Genomic DNA, 18,715 nt, shown 5'->3' on the forward strand with positions numbered 1-18,715 from the left:
GGACAAGTTCATGAAATTAAAATTTTTTCACATCGCCCTGTTTTTGTCCGTGATCGGCGCCAGTACGTTCACTCAAGCCCAAGAAGCCCAACCCGGTGCCGCATGTTCCGGGGCGGGAACATCCACATGGACCGGCGGGCCGGAGCAAATTCCCGGACGATTGTTGATTTGCAATGGATCAACATGGCAAGCGGTGCAGGAAACGGCCAGCACAGGCCGCACATTGTTCCAGACCGATTACGATTCCGGCGCATGCGACAGCGCAAAAGAAGGCCGCCTGCGTTACGATAGCGCAAGCAATGCATGGAGCTATTGCTACAACAACGCGTGGGCGAACTTCGCCTCGGTGCCCACTTGCGCGATCGGTCAGGGATTAACCATGGCCGCCACAGGATGGAGTTGCTGTCCAAAAGTTGAATCAACATGGACCGGGCATTTATCAGCGGAAAACAACGCCTGGCGATCGGCCGTCTATGGTAACGGCATATTTGTGGCCGTAGCCAGTAGCGGCACAAACCGCGTCATGACATCGCCCGACGGCATAACATGGACCGCACGCGCAGCCGCAGAAGCCAACGTTTGGCGTAGCGTAACATACGGAAACGGATTGTTTGTCGCCGTAGCCAGCAGCGGTACAAACCGTGTCATGACATCACCCGACGGCATCACGTGGACCGCGCGCACGGCAGCGCAAGCAAATCAATGGTATAGCGTCACGTACGGAAATGGATTGTTTGTCGCCGTTTCCATCGACGGCACAAACCGCGTCATGACATCGCCCGACGGCATAACATGGACCGCGCGCAGCGCCGCGCAGGCGAACGTCTGGCTGTCTGTCACATATGGCGGGGGCACATTTGTCGCCGTTTCAAACGGCGGCACAAATCGTATCATGACGTCCACAAATGGAACAACGTGGACGTCCGGAAACGCACCTGGAAGCAGTTTATGGACATCCATCACCTATGGTAACGGAAGATTTGTAGCCGTTGCTCAAGCAAGCACGGCCGCTATGTACTCAACAAACGCCATCAGCTGGGCCGCTGGTACTTTGCCAGAATCCAACAACTGGCAAGGGTTGGCGTATGGGAATGGTATATTTGTAGCGGTTGCAGCAAACGGCACAAATCGCATCGCATCATCCATGGACGGCATTACATGGACATCGCATGCCGCCCCGGAAGCAACGTTCTGGGAGGATGTCAGTTTTGGCAACGGCGTGTTTGTTGGATTGTCATACGGCGGTACAAATCAAGTTATGAGATCGCCAGTTACATCCTGTAACTAATAATCAGCGCGAGCCGCCGTTCAGTCGATCCGGAAATTTTGGCAAACGCCCATCCGCAAATAACTTCACCTGTGACAACGGGTTGTTATTCGCGGCCATGCGGGATTCGCCGTCATAAATGCGGGTGATGGTCCAGTTGGGTTTTGTATTGGCGCCATTGCATTGGCAGGGGTCGGGTTTTTCGATCACGAACACATCGCAATTCCCCGGCGTTTTCAGATCATCATACGCCGATAACGGCAAATGGAACCACCGCATCATAAAGGCCTTGATCACGCCGCCATGCGCCACGATCATAATATCGTCGGTATCGTTTTTATCGTGGGCGCGATGCAAACTACCGATAAAGTCGGATGTGCGCATTTGCACCGCCATCGGTGATTCCCCAAAGGGGGGCGCGGACAGATAGGCGCTGTGCTTATGCACCTGGGTCGATAAGTGGGCCAGGGCCTGGGCAAATTTACGGCGCAAGAACCCCTTTTGCGCATCGATATAGGCCAGCGCGCCAAAACTGTGTTCCACCAAACGGGCATCTTCGCGAATTGTGTAATCCCCCGCCAGCGCATCATCCCCCATGCCGGTCAGAATGCCGGACAAGGTTTGCCGCGTGCGCAGGAAGGAACTGACATATATATGGGGCCATGACGGCGCATCGGGGGATTCGGACCCAACCCCGGAATGCCAAACATGCGGCCAGCGCCCCGGGCGGTTGCCGCGCGCCGGGTCATTGAACCAATCGCGCAGGAACACGCCCGCATCGCGGGCCTGGGTCCAGCCATTATCGGTCAATGACACTTGTGGGTCACCGATGCGGGAATAGGTGTTCCAATCCACGTTGCCTTCGGATTCGCCGTGTCTGATCAAAATGATACGCATGGCGGGCAGGATAATGGGTCAAAGACACTATGAAAAGCGCTATCATCTTATCCCCCGTTCTATCCCCGTCTTTTCCCCAGAATGTCTATATATAGTGTTTATCAATCAAAAAATTCACTATATATTGATTTTCGTGATGTTGTGGACGAGCGGGTGAAAAGACTCGGATTCCACGGCCAATCACGTCACAACTGTTTCTACGTCTTCTATCCAAACCGCCAGACCCAAGGAGTACCCTCATGGCCCAGAATGTTGCCACTCGCGCGCCCATTGACGATGTGACCAATGCCGCATCCCCGTTGTTGCAGGAACGCCATGTGTACAAACCGTTTTTGTACCCCTGGTGCTATGAGGCGTGGTTGACGCAGCAGCGCATCCACTGGATCCCGGAAGAGGTGCCGCTGGCCGAAGACGTGCGCGATTGGAAGAACAAACTGACCGCAGCGGAAAAAACCCTGCTGACCCAGATTTTCCGTTTCTTCACCCAATCCGACGTGGAAGTGAATAACTGCTATATGAAGCATTACAGCCAGGTGTTCGGCCCGGTTGAGGTGCAGATGATGCTGTCCGCCTTCTCCAACATTGAAACGGTGCACATTGCCGCATACTCCCACTTGCTGGACACCATCGGCATGCCGGAGATCGAATATTCCGCCTTCATGAAATACAAGGAAATGAAGGACAAATTCGATTACATGCAGGGCGCATCCATGGCATCCCGCCGCGACATCGCCAAAACCATGGCCATGTTCGGTGCCTTTACCGAAGGGCTGCAATTGTTTGCGTCTTTCGCGATCCTGATGAACTTCCCGCGCTTCAACAAAATGAAGGGCATGGGCCAGATCGTCACATGGTCGGTGCGTGATGAAACCCTGCACTGCCTGTCCATGATCAAATTGTTCAACGCGTTCATCGCGGAAAACAAAGATATCTGGGACGATGAATTGAAACGCGAAATCACCGAGTCCTGCAAAACCATTGTCGGGTTCGAAGATGCGTTCATCGACCTGGCGTTCGAGGGCGGCGAGATCGAAGGCCTGACCCCGCAGGAAGTGAAAAACTACATTCGCTATATCGGCGACCGCCGTTTGCAGCAGCTGAATCTGGACCCGGTCTTCGGGATTGAGAAAAACCCGCTGCCGTGGATGGACATTATGCTGAACGGGGCGGAGCACGCCAACTTCTTCGAAAACCGTGCGACGGAATATTCCCGCGCATCGACCGAAGGCGCATGGGAAGACGTGTTTGACGATTCCGTCTTCTCCGGCAATTACGGCAAGAAAATTGGCGGCAGCGACGGCGAAAGCTCCGCCGCGTAAGCCACACACAACACCATCGAACCCCCGCCCCACCCGGTGCGGGGGTTCTTTTTTGGCCCAAAATATCCTTAGGAACAGGCCGTAGGCGCTTGAAAAACACCCCTCTACCCTCCATTTCACTGAAACTGTCTAAAGTATAGTTCCCCTACGACCCGCCTCGAAAATGGGCCGCATGGAGTTTTATGAGTGTGTTTCGTTTATTTGTTCTGAGTACTCTTTCTGTTCTGGCGTTCTCGGTGCACGCCTCCCCCGCACACGCAGAGGCCCAACCGGGCGATGCCTGTACCATCAATGGCGCGGTTCAGGAAACCGGCGGCCCGGAACAGATGCCCCGCCGTACCCTGATCTGTAATGGCACCACATGGCAAAACGCGCTGGAGCAGACCACAGCAGGCGCGTCGCTCTTTCAAGTTGGCAATGATACCGGATCCTGCACAGCGGCCAAATTGGGCCGCATTCGCTATAACGGGTCGGCCACATGGGAATTTTGTAACGGGTCCAGCTGGATCAATATGGTTGGGGGAACGGCCCTGTCCGGCATAACATCCGCAACGGCGACCAACACCATTAACAACACCACCTACACCCAAAGCTGGGGTTGGAATGGGATTACCACACAAAACGGCCTGGAAATGGGATCCAACAGCCTGACCAGCGGTAGCCTGCTGGGCGTAGCCGTCACCAACAGCGCATCCACAGGCAATGCGATTGGTGTAGCCACAAACGCTACAGGTAATGGTGCCACAGCCATTCGCGCGATCAGCACGGGCACCAGCGGCGTCACCGCCGCCATATACGGCGAAAACGCCAGCACTGGTGGGGCTGGCATTTCCGGCCAAGCCACAGCCACATCAGGGACCAATTACGGCGGATATTTCCTGAACACCAGCAGCGGTGGATACGGGGTCTATGCCGCAAACACGGCAGCATCGGGGACCGCCTTCGGCATTCGCGGGGCCACCAGCAGCACAACGGGAATCGGTGTATCCGGCGCCGCCGTGGCCACCACGGGATTGAACTACGGCGTCCATGGAACCACCGCCAGCACAGGCGGACGCGGCGTGTTCGGCTCCGCAACGGCTACGACTGGGGCCACCTATGCCGTGTATGGCGTGAATCTCAGCACGGAGGGTCACGCCGTTGTGGGTCATTCAACAGCCACAACTGGCACGACATTTGGCGTCTATGGTGTGAATGAGAGCACCGACGGACGCGCCATTAACGGCACAGCCACCGCGACATCCGGTGTCAATTATGGCGTCCATGGGCGCAGTGACAGCGCCAGTGGCTTTGGCGGATATTTCGCCAACACGGCAAACGGCTGGGGACTATATTCGACCAACAATGTCGGATTGGGGGCCGGGATGTACCTCAACTGGGGCACGACACAAGGCACCGGTGGATATGGGTTACGTGACAATGCGGGCACCCTGCAATACAAAAACAGCGGCGGGGCGTGGACCAATATTGCCAGCGGCGGAGGGGGTGCGGCCCTGTCTGGATTGACGGCTGCCACAGCCGCAAATTCGATCAACAATGCCGCCTATGCACAGGCATGGGCGTGGAACAGTTTGGGAAATAACAACGGCCTGACCCTATCAACAACGGCAACCACAGGAACAGGGCGTTTATTATACATCAACGCATCGGGTTCCACCGGCCAAAACACTGCCTTGTACGCCCGAAATGCGGGCACGAATGGAGTCGCAATATTTTGTGATTCATATGATGATTATGGATGCCGCGCGACCGTCCAGTGGACATCCACATCTGACGCTCGCCTGAAAAAGAATATCGAACCCCTTAAAAACGAATATGGGCTGGATGCCATTATGCAGCTCAAGCCCGTCACCTATAACTGGAAAGAGAAACCGGACGATAGTAGAAAATCTCTCGGATTTATCGCGCAGGATGTAGAAAAAATCATCCCTGAAATCGTCGGTGAAGATTCCGCACCAAAAGAAATCACACTACCGGATGGATCGACAGAAACAATCGAAAACCCCAAAGCTGTTCAATACTCCGCCATAGTCGTCCCCTTGGTCAAAGCGGTACAGGAATTAAAGGCCGAAAACGACGCCCTGCACGCTCTCAATGCGGATTTGTTACGCCGGGTAGAGGCGTTGGAGGCCGCCGCGGAAAAATAGACAAACCAGACCTTTGGCCCACCAAACCTAACCCAAAGATCAGGCCCTAACACCTTGATTTCGACGAAAAACATATCATTTCAGTAAAGCATCTTTTTTGTGAATCCCTACAACCCGCCTCGAAAATGGGCCGCATGGAGTTGAGTGTGTTTCGTTTATTTGTTCTGAGTGCTGTTTCTGTTCTGGCGTTCTCGGTGCACGCCACCCCCGCACACGCCGAAGCCCAGCCGGGCGATGCCTGTACCATCAATGGCGCGGTTCAGGAAACCGGCGGGCCGGAACAGATGCCCCGCCGTACCCTGATCTGTAATGGCACCACATGGCAAAACGCGCTGGAACAAACCAGCGCGGGCGCGTCCTTGTTTCAGGTCGGGAACGACACAGGATCATGCACAGCGGCCAAGTTAGGCCGCATTCGCTATAACGGGTCCACCACGTGGGAATTTTGCAATGGGTCCAGCTGGATCAACATGGCCGCAGGCACGGCGATTTCCGGCCTGACATCCGCAACGGCGACCAAAACCATCAACAACACCACCTACACCCAAAGCTGGGGCTGGAACGGGATTACGACCCAGAACGGGTTGGAAATCGGGTCCAGCACACTGACCAGCGGAACCCTTTTGGGCGTATCGGTCAGCAACACATCATCCACTGGGCAAGCCCTGGGCGTTATTAACGCTGGCACCGGCACAAACGCCATGGCCATCTATGGTGAGGCCTCTGGATCCAGCGGCACCACATACGGTATTTATGGCCGCAGCAATAGCACGACCGGCCGGGGCGTCTATGGTGAAGCGGCCGCGACCACTGGTGCAAATTACGGCGTCTTTGGCACAACAGCAAGCACGTCCGGGACAGGCGTTCGGGGTTCAGCCACAGCCGCCACGGGCACAAATTACGGCGGACTTTTTGCAAGCGCAAGCACGACCGGATATGGAATTTTTGCCGAAACAACCGCCGCCACAGGCGCAAATTACGGCGGATATTTTTCGAACGCTAGCACAACCGGGTATGGTCTTTACGGCTTGGCCTACGCCACCACGGGCGCAAACTACGGTGTCTATGGCCGATCCGCGAGCTCCACCGGATATGGCGGATATTTCATCAACACGCACGCCAGTGGCGGATGGGGCGTATATTCCGCAGACGATATTGGCCTGGCCGCCAACATGTACCTCAACTGGGGCACCACGCGTGGCAGTGGCGGTTACGGTATTCGCGACAACGCCGGGACCATCGAATGTAAAAATTCCGGCGGAGCATGGGCGAACTGCGTCCAGACCAGCCTGGCCCTGAGCGCATTGACCGCCGCCACAGCAGCCAACACCATCAACAACGCCGCCAACACCCAGACATGGCAATGGAACAGCATGACCACGGGTGACGGGATGGTCATAACCTCCTCATCGGTAACCAGCGGTCAAGTGCTGACTGTATCCGCCACCAACACCGCCAATACAGGGCAGTCGATTTATGCATCCAACAACAGTACAGCCAACAACGCATCAGCCCTCTATGGATACGCGTCGGGCGCATCAGGGGCCCATAATGCCGTGGCTGGCGTGAATAACAGCACGACAGGGCGCGGCGTGGTCGGCAATGCCACCGCGACGTCCGGCGCGACAACGGGCGTCTATGGCGTTGTATCCAGCACGGCAGGCAAAGCCATTCACGGCAATGCGGTGGCGACAACCGGCGCAAATTATGGCGGCTATTTTGAATCGGACAGCACCGGCGGAACGGGCATTTTTGCATATGCCACAGCCACCAGCGGCGTGACCGCCGGCGGATCTTTCACCACGGCCAGCCCCCTCTCCCGCGCGGTGACCGCCAATGCGGCGGCAACGACGGGCGAGAATTACGGTGTGTATGGCCGGTCCGGCAGTTCATCCGGATTTGGCATTTATTGCGAAGCCGCCGCCAACGCCAATGGATGCGGTGGAAACCGGGCCTGGTATAACGCGTCGGATGAACGACTGAAAAAAGACATCGTCCCGTTGAGCGCCGATGAAGGTCTGGCCGCCATCATGCAACTCAATCCCGTGCATTATAAATGGCGTGATGCGCAGGCCGAAGATCAAAGCGAGATGGGTTTCATCGCGCAGGAGGTCGAGCAGGTTCTACCTGAGCTGGTCGGGATTGGACCGGATACCGAAATCACATCCGAAGACGGGGCCAAGGAAACCATCGAAGACGCCAAATCCATGAGCTATGCCACCGTGGTGGTGCCGCTGGTCAAGGCGGTGCAGGAATTGAAGGCCGAAAACGATGAATTGCGTGCCCGACTGGAAAAACTGGAAGCGCAGCAAGCCGCAACACCTTGATTTTCGGGCCTTTTAAACCCCGGCCGATCCTCACAAAAAAGTAAGAAATGCCCCCTATGATAACGGGGAAAGGATCTTGCATGCATCAGCACACCGATTTTAACCAGGTGGTCACACCGACACTACAAAGCCAGATGGGGCAATGGCGGATTTATCATTTGATGGATCACGGCCTGGAAGCCCATGTGTTCATCCCACGCGACAGCGACCATAAAGGCCTGCGCCCTGAACGCGTCGCTTTTGCCTCGACCGATGCCGGCCTGTCCGGGGGTAGCGAGGCGCATGATTTCAGCCACGATACGATGGACAAGGATGACCGTGTCTATCTGGCGCATAAAATGATGACGGCCATGCCGCAATCACGCGATCCGCTGGCCATTGTGTTTGTAAACGATCCATCCCGGTTTGATTTCGACAAAGATAAAACCGCACGTCTGATCAACGTTGAGCGCAGCATAGCCAAGAAAATCGCCGCCGGGGTGTATAAATTCTTTGCTCCACTAGGATAAAAACAAAAACCCCCGGATTGATCCGGGGGGTTTTTGTTGAATGTCACATTTTACGGCGCACGATTATAAAGCTGGGACACGATGGTATTTTGAACATGCTGGTTCAGCACATCGTCACTTAAGGTCCGGCCATCGGCACAATTTTTGAATTTCGATTGCAACAGCGACAGCGTATCCGACGCGGCCGGTACGGCACCGGCATTTTTTGCAATACCCGTTGTTTCACCAAATGTTTCAGCAATGCTGGTCAAATGGCATAAATCCGCATCATTCAAGCGCGCAACGCCATCGCGCCCCATGGATGCACCCATGGAAATCAATGCGCCATTGCGGTAAAAATCAATCTTGCTGTTGCTGCAGTCATTAAACGTGTCGGCATGGCGCCCTTCGTCGTTCAACGCATCGCCATTCATCAGTGCGTTCGCCTTCGCCACATGGCACACATCTTCCGGTGTCAATTTTTGTAACGCGTCGACGGAAAATTTTGTGCCCAGTGCGAGCAGGCCGAGCGCTTCGCGCCCCTGCGGCGTTTCTTTTTTCTGTTCGTTGAAAAAATGATCCGGCAGCAAAAAGCGGTCCAGCTTCGGCCCGGCGACATCATGGATCACATCGGTAAAGGAATACACCGACGCACCGAGCAAAATTGAACCCAGTACAGAACCCGCTTTTTTCAAGACACCCGCCATAACGCACACCTTAGTTATAAAGATCGTAGAGAGCCTCTGTTCCGAGGATAAAAGACCCTACCACACACTTTATAATTATGTCAAATAAATAATCTGTTTGGAGCCCGCTAAATCACTGATACCATAGATATTAAGGACCGAATCACCCCCCAGATAAGGAGGCCTATGCCCCGACTTCTGAATGGTTTCATTCCCGACCTGCCCCCGGCAAGCTCTCGCTTCGCCACAGACGGTTTCGGCCCTTTTTCCAAGTCCTTTTCTCCCCCCTTCACATCCCCCATTCCACCAATGCCCGATCAACCACGCTGTTGTTTCAACCGGGGTTGATTTTGCATGTCTTCTGCGTTTTCTCGTTCCCCCCACCTGAACCCCTGAAAGGAGTTCACCATGTCCAAGAAAGCCCGCAAAAACAGCAAACCCCACCTGCAGGCCATTAACAACGAAGGATACGGACACAAGAAAAATACCGCCGATATGGACTGGCACCCGCTGGATGAAGAAATCGACCGCGCGCGGGACAAAAAATTCGTCAAAAACGTCAAACCCCGATCTGCTGGCCAGGATGCATTGATGAAGGCCATTCAGGAAAAAAACCTGACTCTGGCCATCGGCCCTGCCGGAACGGGCAAAACCTATCTGGCGATTTGCGCTGCTGTTGATGCGCTGGAATCCGGTGCGGTGGAACGCATCGTCCTGTCCCGTCCCGCGATGGAGGCCGGTGAATCACTGGGGTTCCTGCCGGGTGACATGCACGAAAAAATGGCCCCGTACCTGCGTCCGCTGTATGACGCGTTGGGTGACCGCATGGGAGGCAAACGTGTGCGCCAGTTGATTCAGGACGGCACCATCGAAATTGCCCCGGTCGGTTTCATGCGCGGACGCACATTGAACAACGCGTTCGTGGTGATTGATGAAGCGCAGAACTGCACGTACTCGCAATTGAAAATGTTGCTGTCACGTTTGGGGTGGCATTCGACCATGGTGATTACCGGCGACCCCGACCAAAGCGATTTGCTGGACGGTATTTCAGGGTTGAAAGAAATTTCACACCGTCTGGAAGCCGTACCGAACATCAACGTTGTCCGATTACAGCAGGTGGATATCGTGCGCCACCCGCTGGTCGCAGAGATGCTGGACGTTCTGTAATACAATAACAGAACGCACCCACACCCCTTTCTGCGTTTCTAGCGTTGCTCGCGTTCGTGGCCCGGGAACCCCCTTCCCGGGCCACTTTTTATGGCTGATTGCTTGCATTTCAACGGTGGGCATGCTTTTTAAAATCACTGAAAAGGAGCCTGCTCATGTTGAAAAACCGCCTCGCCCGCCTTGCCCTGCTGTCCATCGCCGCCGTGGCGATTGGCGGTATCATTGCACTGATCCAGATCCAGAGTGCGCATGGCCCCACGCCGCAGGCCGCGGTAAAAAGTAACGGTGTGGCTGGCGCGGATATTGGTGGTCCCTTTGCCCTGACGGATCACAATGGTCAGCCCTTCACGGAAAAAAATCTGGCGGGCCACCCGACGCTGATTTATTTCGGCTTCACCTTCTGCCCGTCGATCTGTCCGACGGAATTGCAAAAGATGAGTGCGGCCCTGAAACTGGCGGATGCAGGCAAAGCTGAAAAAATTATGCCCGTCTTTATCACCATTGATCCGGATCGCGACACGGTCGCCGTCATGAAGAATTATGTTGCGCAATTTCATCCGCGCCTGATCGGATTGACCGGAACACAGGATGATATCAACACCGCCGCCCGCGCATGGCGCGTCTATGCGCAGAAGGTGCAGGATGAAACGATGAGCGAATACACCATGGACCATTCATCCTATATCTATCTGCAGGGGCCGGATGGCGGGTTGCAGGCGATTTTCGGCACGGACAGCACCGCCCGCCAAATTGCCGATGCCATCAATGCAAATGCGAAATAATTCACGCCTGTATTATCTGAGAGATTTTATGAATCCGAATCGTTCCCCGATTCGGATTCATTTTTTAAATCACACCGCACCCAGCACCAGGCCATATACAAAGCCAGCAAGATGGCCGCCGACACCATGTTTATGGCAACGACCAGCACCAGCACCGACCACATTGACAATGAATGCTTGATCGTGGCCAGCATCGTGTCATCCAGCGAAACAACAAACGCCGCGCAAAGCGCCAGCCCAAAAATCAACAAAACCGCGATTTTCAGCAAAGCGCGGCGCATACGATGGCGTTTCAAGGATGAAGGTGATGGCCCGTGTGATGTCATGACAGATGCAGTTTATCGCACATAAACCACGATGCAAAGCACGCACAATTTTCATATCGGCGCATGCCATAAATCTTGATGCGACGCCGCATAATCTATCCTGTTGCATGTGCAAAAAATCATTAGAATATATGAGTCTTCGACGCGTTTCGCGCCGTTTTGCACATCCGTCCGAATCGCTTATCCTGACATATCCGTTTTCGATATCCATGATTGTATAACAAGGGGAGCCCTAGACCATGTCACGTACAAAATTTTCGATCATCCGCACCGGCTTGATGGCCGCCGCCACATTGATTGTCGGCGCATCCGCCGCCAACGCGGCCGGTTTCTACATTCAGGAACAATCGGTTCGCGGTTTGGGTTCTGCCTTCTCTGGCTCCACCACAACATTGAACGACGCCAGCACGGTGTATTTCAACCCGGCCGGCATGACGCAATTGCCGGGCCTGCAGGCACAGGCGGGCGTGCACGTGATCATTCCCGATTCCAAAGTGAAGGACACAGGATCAACGGCTCCTCTAGGCATGACTCTGGGTGGATCAAGCGGCAATCCGTATGACCCAACACCAGTTCCGAATGGTTTTGTTTCCTATCAGGCAACTGATAATCTCTGGTTCGGTATTGGTGTAACAGCGCCGTTCGGTTTGGCAAGTGACTACGGCGATACATGGTTTGGCCGTTTTGACTCCACAAAAACAGAACTAGCCGTTATCGATGTGCAGCCGACTATTGCTTATAAAATCAATGAGATGTTTTCGATTGGTGCAGGCGTGAACATCCAGCACAGCGACGCAGATCTGCGTAACAGCGTGAACTTAGTGGGCCTCGGCTTAGGTGAAGGACAAAGCAAGCTAGAAGGAGATGATTTTGGGTATGGCTACAGCCTAGGAATTCAATTCCGCCCATGGGATCACACGACTTTTGGCCTGAGCTATAAATCCGAAGTTCACCATGAACTGGACGGCAAAATCGAGGTTAAACAGCTATCAACAGGCAACATTGTTGCATCACAAAGCAGCAATGGATCTGCAAAGCTCAACACACCGGACCACCTTACCTTCGGCGGATCTCATCAGCTAAATGATCGTTTGACCATTCAGGGGCAGGCCACTTGGTTCGGTTGGAGCAATTTTGACGCTATCACCGCCGTTCGTGACAGCGGTGCCGTTGCCTCAAGCGTTCAGCAAAACTATCAAAACACATGGGCGTTTGCCGTTGGTGCCGAATACATGGTCAACGACGCATGGACAGTACGTGGCGGTGTACAATTTGACGAAACACCAACCACAGACGAGTTTCGCACCAGTCGCACTCCAGATGGAGATCGCACATGGATTTCGGCCGGCGCAACCTATGCCCTGAATGAAAAAATCGATCTAGATATGGCTGGCACATATATCTTTGTTGAAGACGGAACCATCAACCTCCAACGTGGTGCAGCTAACCCAACCACAGGCGCTGGTGCAGGTAACATGCGCGCCAAAACAGAAGGCAGCGTCGGCATTCTGGCTCTCGGCATGACATACAAATTCTAATCCTTGAACGGATGATACATAAAAAGCCCCGGAAAAAATCCGGGGCTTTTTTAATGTCGGTTTTAATTTTACGACCGCATTACATTTTTATCATTCCGCCGTCACGCTGCGCAGGGCATCCTCAGCCTCAACCCAGCCACGCACATGATCGGGCATAGGCGGGCTTTTGAATTTCATGCCGATAATGCCCAGCAACTCTTCCGTAGGCACGGTGCGCTTGGCCACCTGATCATAAAACCCGCCTTTAACCAGTGCAATCGCGGCGACGGCTCCGGCCTTCTTCCCCTTGGTAATCACAAAACGCTGTTCCATATACACCCATTTCGGGTCCCAACAGATGACGCGCGTTTCCAGACGATAGGGTTCAAACGGAGCCAGTGAAATACGATAGCGCGTAGACACCGACGCCAGCACCGGGATAGCCTTGCGCTTGATCATCGCCCGCAACAGCCCGTTGCGCAGGATCAAATCAAACCGCCCCAGATCCATGATGGTCAGATAACGCCCATTGTTCATGTGCATATTGCTGTCCAGATCATTGGGCAGAACATTGAAGCGCAAGGATTGCACCGCCATCATATCCGTGATGCGCGGTTTAAAAAACAAACCACGAATAAGCAGAACCAGAAGACGGATATAAAGATTCATGATTTATCCCTCAAGCAGGGCATTCAGCTTCAGCGCCAGCCCCATCGACCCGGCCACTTTCAACTTGCCCATCATGAAGGCGATATTCGGGTCTTGTGATCCGTTCAAAAATCCGGCGAATGTCGCCAGCGCGCAGGTCAGCGTAACATCCGCGTCGGCATCATCATGGTTCACCACAGGCGGGCTTTGCGTTGTATCAACGAAAACAATCCCGTCATCGCCAAAATTAAATTTCACGCGGGCGTTCAGGCCCGGGGATTGGGCGATTTTTTGATTGATCTGATTGGTGGCTTCGTCGAGGTTCATGGCAGGCATCCATTTGCTAAAAAATGACAGATGCCCAATAAGATACGCTTTTACCGCAACGGATCAACCCGGTCTTCGCCGGATGGGTTGCACCGGAACCACCCGGCAATAGAATTACGCGGCCGCGCCGGGGGCAGGACTTCATGCGGGACATCCTCGCTCAAAAACACGGCCAGGGTTCCGGCCACAGGCAGCACCCGGGTGATTTCCCGGTCCTGATCCACCGCATCGTACAGCACCAGATGCCCGCCATCCGATTCCACCCAATCGGGGGTGAGATAGGTGACGGTGGAAACCACACGATTGCGTTCACCGTGCAGAGCGTCCACATGCTTGCGATAAAACCCGCCCGCATCATACCGGGCATAATGCGCTTCATATTCGAACAGACCCAAAATCAAACGGCGGTTCAAATCCAGCCGCAAACGCCCCATCAAATCCAGATAGGCCGCGGGCGCGAGATCGCGCCCGGCCAGCCACAACGTGCGGTCATTGCGGATCGCCGTTTCCACAGTTTGGGCCGCATCACGCCCGACAGCCGCCAAAGTCAGGCGCCCGGCTTCTTCCTGTGCGGCCAGATCGGCCAGAAGGGCCGTGCGTAAATTTTCGGGAACGTAATCGGGACATATGGACCAGCCTTGCACATAAAGGTCGTCCGCTATGCGGGCATTCAATGCCGCAATTTTATCATGATCCAATCGGAAAGCCGGTTCGGCATCGCCCAATTATAAAATTCCAATGACAAAATACTGGTCCACCCACGTGGACCGTTTTCATGAACATCATCACCACAGCGCCGGAAAAAGCGCAAGAGGCATAAAAAACCCGGGGTCGCGCCCCGGGTTCTTTCATTTATCGCGTTTTCTTAGAAGCCTGCGGCATCCAGCGCCATCACGCTATCCGCCCCGGCCATCGCCTGTTTAAAGCGGAAATCCGTTTCCGGCAGAATGCGGTCATAGAAGAACCGTGCGGTTTTCAATTTGCTGTCATAAAACTCCGCCTTATCACCTGCACCAGCGGCCAGTTTTTCGGTCGCAGCCTTGGCCATGCGAGCCCACATATAGGCCAGCGCGACGAGCGCAAACATCCGCAGATAATCCGATGCGGCAGCCCCCGCTTCGTTCGGGTTTTTCAGACCCTTTTGCGCCACCATCGCCGTGGCTTGCTGCAACTTGGCGAAAGCTTTGGCCAGCGGGAAGACAAAATCCTGCATCGCCGGATCGGCCTGGTTTTCTTCGATGAACTGACCCACCGGGTGGAAGAAGCGGCGCAAATAACGGCCGTAATTCGCGCTCATCTTCCGGCCGACCAGGTCCATGGCCTGAATGCCGTTGGTGCCTTCATACAGCAGGGAGATCCGCGCATCGCGCACATATTGTTCCACGCCATGTTCCCAGATATAGCCATGACCGCCATAAACCTGCACCGCCATGTTGGCGATTTCAAAGCCCATATCGGTTTGATACGCCTTCACAATCGGGGTCAGCAAAGCGACCAGATCATCGGCGGCTTCGCGTTGTGCCGGGTCCGGGTGGCGTTCGGCAATATCCAGATGCATGCCCGCCCAGTAGGCCAGCGCACGGCACCCCTCCGTCACGGCCTTGCCGGTCATCAGCATGCGGCGTACGTCCGGATGCACGATAATCGGATCCGCCGGTTTTTGCGGTTCCGCCGGACCCGTCAGCGCACGCATTTGCAGGCGTTCCTTGGCATAGTTCAGGGCGTTTTGATACGCGACCTCGGCAATGCCCAGACCCTGCATCCCAACACCCAGACGGGCGGTGTTCATCATGGTGAACATGGCGCGCATGCCCTTATGCGGTTCACCGACCAGCCAGCCGGTTGCGCCATCAAAGTTCATAACGCAGGTGGCCGAGCCCTTGATGCCCATTTTGTGTTCGATGGACCCGCAGGCCACGCCGTTGCGCGCACCAACATCGCCGTTATCCTTCGGCATAAATTTCGGCACGACGAACAGGGAAATGCCCTTCACCCCTTCCGGCGCATCCGGCAATTTCGCCAGAACCAGATGAATGATATTGCTGGTCAGATCATGTTCACCCGCGGAGATGAAAATTTTTGTCCCCGTAATCGCAAACGATCCATCAGAATTTGGAACAGCCTTGGTTTTGATCAGCCCCAGATCGGTGCCACAATGCGGTTCAGTCAAGCACATGGTGCCGGACCATTCCCCCGTGACCAATTTCGGCAGATAGGTCTGCTTCAACGCATCAGTGCCGTGCAAATGCAGGGCGTTATAGGCCCCTTCGGACAAGCCCGGGTACATGCCGAACGACATGTTGGCGGAACAGATCATTTCCTGCAAAACGAAATTCACGGTCGCGGGCATACCCATGCCGCCATAGGCCGGATCGGCGGCCAATGCAGTCCAGCCACCTTCGGTAAAGGCCTTGTACGCGTCCTTGAAACCGGAAGGCGTGCGCACAACGCCATTTTCGAATGTGCATCCCTCCTTGTCCCCCGACTGGTTCAACGGGAACAGGATATCCTGACAAATCGCGGCGCCGCCTTCGATGATCTGGTCGATCATGTCGGGTGTGGCTTCTTCATAGCCCGGCAGGGTAGAAAGTTTTTCAACCCCCAGAACATCGTTCAGAACAAAACGAATATTATCAAGCGGTGCGGTATAAACAGGCATTTCACAAGATCCTTCTCAGGTTAAAAACAAATCATGCCGCAGACAACAAAAGTCCGTTACGAATGCGGCGTGTTTCATGGTGCATACGCGGCGCTTCACGGCCCCAGTCGGCCAGCGTCAAGGTCAACCCATCCCCGTTCGCACAAAGATGCGTCACAGGAATAATGGATGACTTTGAAAATTCACTTAAAATTTGCAGGGCCGAAAGGGATAGCGGCATGATTTCATCATCGCGCAAAGGCCCCGCATCGCCGCCGCGTTCGGAAAACACGAATGCTTCGCTGACCGACCAGCCGGGTTTTTGCGATACATTGGCAATAGCCAAAGCGGCCTGCATTGCACTGAGGCCCGTAAAGACCGCATTTTCAACCTTGACCCCGGCGACATACGCCCCGTTATCGAGCGCCAGAATCACCGTTTGCGATGTATGGCTGGCATAATTCAGGGAGTTAAGATCAGCCGCCCAGGCGCGCAGAGCCGGAATGTCATGCGGGTCTTGACGCACCGCGCGGCGTGTAAGGCTGGCGACATCCTGATCCGGCGTAATTGTTGCAATCGCGCGAGATCGCAAGGCAGAAGATTCGGCGTTGAAATTATCAAAGCTGAATGAATCGGGCAGCAAATCATTCAGCGCCGTATCCACAACCCGACCCGACAGGGCGCAATTGCGCACGCGAATATCCGGTACACGCGCAATACCGGCCAATTGCTGGCGGCAATTGCCACAGCAATGCGCCACGATATCGCTTTCCGGCCCATCATGATCAACGCCACCAATAACCCAGGCAGATTCAATCGCCACATCCGGGCCCAGCGTGGTGATCAGGGCGGACAGCGCCCCTTCTTCTCCGTGAATGCTTAAACGATGTTCAATCGATTCCACATTCACGCCGGCAAAGCCCAAAAAACCGGACGATGTTTTAACGATCAGAATAGCCCCAACACGATAGCCGGATGACGGCGCATGCGCCTTCGTCCGCACATCGCGCAACCACGGCAGAATCGTTTTTTCATCCAGCGTCTGGAAAGACCGCACAAAATCCATGATCATTTATCCCGGTCGGCCAGCAGATCTTTGAGATGTTGCGCCACCCGATCCTTATCCATTTTCCGGATTTCATCGCGGGCTTTTTTACCGGCGGAACGATTTTTTTCTTCCAGCGCGGCGGCAATTTTTTGCAAGGTTTCTTCACCAATTTCGGCGCGGGCTTTGCGGGCGTTTTCCATCGCCTGTTCGCGCAATTTTATGCTTTCAGGGGACCGTTGCGGCGGCACACCGGGGGCCGATGGCGCATCACCGCCACCGCCTTTCTTGCCTTTGCTTTTGCCCTTCCTGAAGAAAACCATTGCGTATCAATAATCCACTTTGCGTAAAGCGCAGAGATTGGCGCGCGCCTGACAAAACGACAGCGCCGCCCCGTCCACACCCGTCACGGGCGCGGTGAGGGAGAATTGTTCGTTGTTCACAAACATCACCGGGTCAACCGGGTCATAGGCCACACCCAGAACGAAATACGTCATCATATCCTGCGGCGTCACGCCTGTTTGTGACACCAGCGCCCAATCGCATGTCGTCATGTTACAGGGCATAAAATTCTGCGCCCGATCGCGAACGATGGCCTCCAGCCCGGCCCGTTCGCGTTTTTGCGGGTTGGCCCAATACACATCGCGCGCCGGATCATGCAAGACCCACTGGCCGCTGGCCATATCCTTGGTTTCAACCATCGCGACAGAGGGAAAGCCAGGAGCATAACGGAACAATTCGACAATCCGCGCTTCAACCCCGGCCCGTTGCAGCATCAAACCCATCAGTTGGGCCGCAGTGGCCGGGTTGACCGCCGGGCGGATTTCACTTTTTTTATGGGCGTGCATTAACATGCCACCGATTGTGTCGACCCACGCCCCGCTATTGTCATTCAATGGTTTGGCCGGATCAATTTGCACATGGGCGGCAACAAATTGACGAATAATATCCGGCCACTGCGCGGGTGGGGTATCGGCGGGCATGGACGTTGCCATGAACAACGCATCCACGCCCTGATTCATACGTTCAGAATCCAGCTGCGCACCATAGCTTTTCAGCAGGATCAGCCCCAGCAGCGCCACCGCCCCGAGTATCAGCCCCCAAAAAATGATATGTTTTTTCATTCCTGGGCGC

General features: G+C 54.8%; 18 protein-coding genes. 8 read left to right on the forward strand and 10 right to left on the reverse strand.

Annotated features, from left to right (window positions below; all coding sequences use genetic code 11):
• The first annotated feature begins 10 nt into the window (after positions 1 to 10).
• Positions 11 to 1,288, forward strand: a complete 1,278-nt coding sequence (locus MICA_RS11250; RefSeq protein ID WP_014103890.1) for a hypothetical protein — start codon at positions 11 to 13, stop codon at positions 1,286 to 1,288.
• 3 nt (positions 1,289 to 1,291) lie between these two features.
• Here MICA_RS11250 and MICA_RS11255 read toward each other — a convergent pair whose 3' ends face one another.
• On the reverse strand, positions 1,292 to 2,152 hold the full coding sequence (locus MICA_RS11255; RefSeq protein WP_187287635.1) for a histidine phosphatase family protein: 861 nt from the start codon (positions 2,150 to 2,152) through the stop codon (positions 1,292 to 1,294).
• Between the two features lie 251 nt (positions 2,153 to 2,403).
• Here MICA_RS11255 and MICA_RS11260 point away from each other — a divergent pair, with 251 nt between their 5' ends.
• From MICA_RS11260 to MICA_RS11275, 4 genes are all read left to right on the forward strand, one after another.
• A complete protein-coding gene (locus MICA_RS11260) occupies positions 2,404 to 3,483 on the forward strand; it encodes a ribonucleotide-diphosphate reductase subunit beta (RefSeq protein WP_041794101.1) in 1,080 nt (359 codons plus the stop codon).
• 182 nt (positions 3,484 to 3,665) lie between these two features.
• A complete protein-coding gene (locus tag MICA_RS11265) occupies positions 3,666 to 5,630 on the forward strand; it encodes a tail fiber domain-containing protein (protein WP_014103893.1) in 1,965 nt (654 codons plus the stop codon).
• A 146-nt stretch (positions 5,631 to 5,776) separates the two neighbouring features.
• The gene (locus MICA_RS11270) at positions 5,777 to 7,957 is read left to right on the forward strand and encodes a tail fiber domain-containing protein (protein ID WP_014103894.1); all 2,181 of its coding nucleotides are present in this window, start codon (positions 5,777 to 5,779) and stop codon (positions 7,955 to 7,957) included.
• 80 nt (positions 7,958 to 8,037) lie between these two features.
• On the forward strand, positions 8,038 to 8,466 hold the full coding sequence (locus MICA_RS11275) for a hypothetical protein (RefSeq protein ID WP_014103895.1): 429 nt from the start codon (positions 8,038 to 8,040) through the stop codon (positions 8,464 to 8,466).
• A 50-nt stretch (positions 8,467 to 8,516) separates the two neighbouring features.
• On the opposite strand, the gene MICA_RS11280 is transcribed toward MICA_RS11275, so the two are convergent.
• Entirely contained in the window at positions 8,517 to 9,152 is a 636-nt protein-coding gene (locus MICA_RS11280; RefSeq protein ID WP_014103896.1) for a hypothetical protein, read from the reverse strand.
• Between the two features lie 387 nt (positions 9,153 to 9,539).
• Between MICA_RS11280 and MICA_RS11285 the strand changes: the two genes are divergently transcribed.
• The gene (locus MICA_RS11285; RefSeq protein ID WP_014103897.1) at positions 9,540 to 10,298 is read left to right on the forward strand and encodes a PhoH family protein; all 759 of its coding nucleotides are present in this window, start codon (positions 9,540 to 9,542) and stop codon (positions 10,296 to 10,298) included.
• A gap of 155 nt (positions 10,299 to 10,453) precedes the next feature.
• The gene (locus tag MICA_RS11290) at positions 10,454 to 11,080 is read left to right on the forward strand and encodes an SCO family protein (RefSeq protein WP_014103898.1); all 627 of its coding nucleotides are present in this window, start codon (positions 10,454 to 10,456) and stop codon (positions 11,078 to 11,080) included.
• A 26-nt stretch (positions 11,081 to 11,106) separates the two neighbouring features.
• Here MICA_RS11290 and MICA_RS11295 read toward each other — a convergent pair whose 3' ends face one another.
• Positions 11,107 to 11,376, reverse strand: a complete 270-nt coding sequence (locus MICA_RS11295) for a hypothetical protein (RefSeq protein ID WP_236619906.1) — start codon at positions 11,374 to 11,376, stop codon at positions 11,107 to 11,109.
• Positions 11,377 to 11,645: 269 nt separating this feature from the next.
• Here MICA_RS11295 and MICA_RS11300 point away from each other — a divergent pair, with 269 nt between their 5' ends.
• A complete protein-coding gene (locus MICA_RS11300) occupies positions 11,646 to 12,944 on the forward strand; it encodes an OmpP1/FadL family transporter (RefSeq protein ID WP_014103900.1) in 1,299 nt (432 codons plus the stop codon).
• 90 nt (positions 12,945 to 13,034) lie between these two features.
• On the opposite strand, the gene MICA_RS11305 is transcribed toward MICA_RS11300, so the two are convergent.
• The 7 genes from MICA_RS11305 to MICA_RS11335 form a co-directional block, all read right to left on the reverse strand.
• Positions 13,035 to 13,592: a thioesterase family protein gene (locus tag MICA_RS11305; RefSeq protein WP_014103901.1), complete on the reverse strand. Its 558-nt coding sequence runs from the start codon at positions 13,590 to 13,592 to the stop codon at positions 13,035 to 13,037.
• A 3-nt stretch (positions 13,593 to 13,595) separates the two neighbouring features.
• Complete coding sequence (locus MICA_RS11310) at positions 13,596 to 13,898, reverse strand: SCP2 sterol-binding domain-containing protein (protein WP_014103902.1); 303 nt, start codon at positions 13,896 to 13,898, stop codon at positions 13,596 to 13,598.
• Between the two features lie 50 nt (positions 13,899 to 13,948).
• Positions 13,949 to 14,596: a 2OG-Fe(II) oxygenase gene (locus MICA_RS11315; RefSeq protein ID WP_236619907.1), complete on the reverse strand. Its 648-nt coding sequence runs from the start codon at positions 14,594 to 14,596 to the stop codon at positions 13,949 to 13,951.
• A gap of 167 nt (positions 14,597 to 14,763) precedes the next feature.
• Entirely contained in the window at positions 14,764 to 16,557 is a 1,794-nt protein-coding gene (locus MICA_RS11320; protein ID WP_014103904.1) for an acyl-CoA dehydrogenase C-terminal domain-containing protein, read from the reverse strand.
• 31 nt (positions 16,558 to 16,588) lie between these two features.
• The gene (locus tag MICA_RS11325; protein WP_014103905.1) at positions 16,589 to 17,602 is read right to left on the reverse strand and encodes a cytidine deaminase family protein; all 1,014 of its coding nucleotides are present in this window, start codon (positions 17,600 to 17,602) and stop codon (positions 16,589 to 16,591) included.
• A gap of 2 nt (positions 17,603 to 17,604) precedes the next feature.
• Positions 17,605 to 17,904: a hypothetical protein gene (locus MICA_RS11330; RefSeq protein WP_014103906.1), complete on the reverse strand. Its 300-nt coding sequence runs from the start codon at positions 17,902 to 17,904 to the stop codon at positions 17,605 to 17,607.
• 6 nt (positions 17,905 to 17,910) lie between these two features.
• A complete protein-coding gene (locus MICA_RS11335; protein WP_014103907.1) occupies positions 17,911 to 18,705 on the reverse strand; it encodes a hypothetical protein in 795 nt (264 codons plus the stop codon).
• Positions 18,706 to 18,715: the final 10 nt, after the last annotated feature.

Origin of the sequence: Micavibrio aeruginosavorus ARL-13 (assembly GCF_000226315.1) — a bacterium.
GTDB classification, from domain to species: domain Bacteria; phylum Pseudomonadota; class Alphaproteobacteria; order Micavibrionales; family Micavibrionaceae; genus Micavibrio; species Micavibrio aeruginosavorus_B.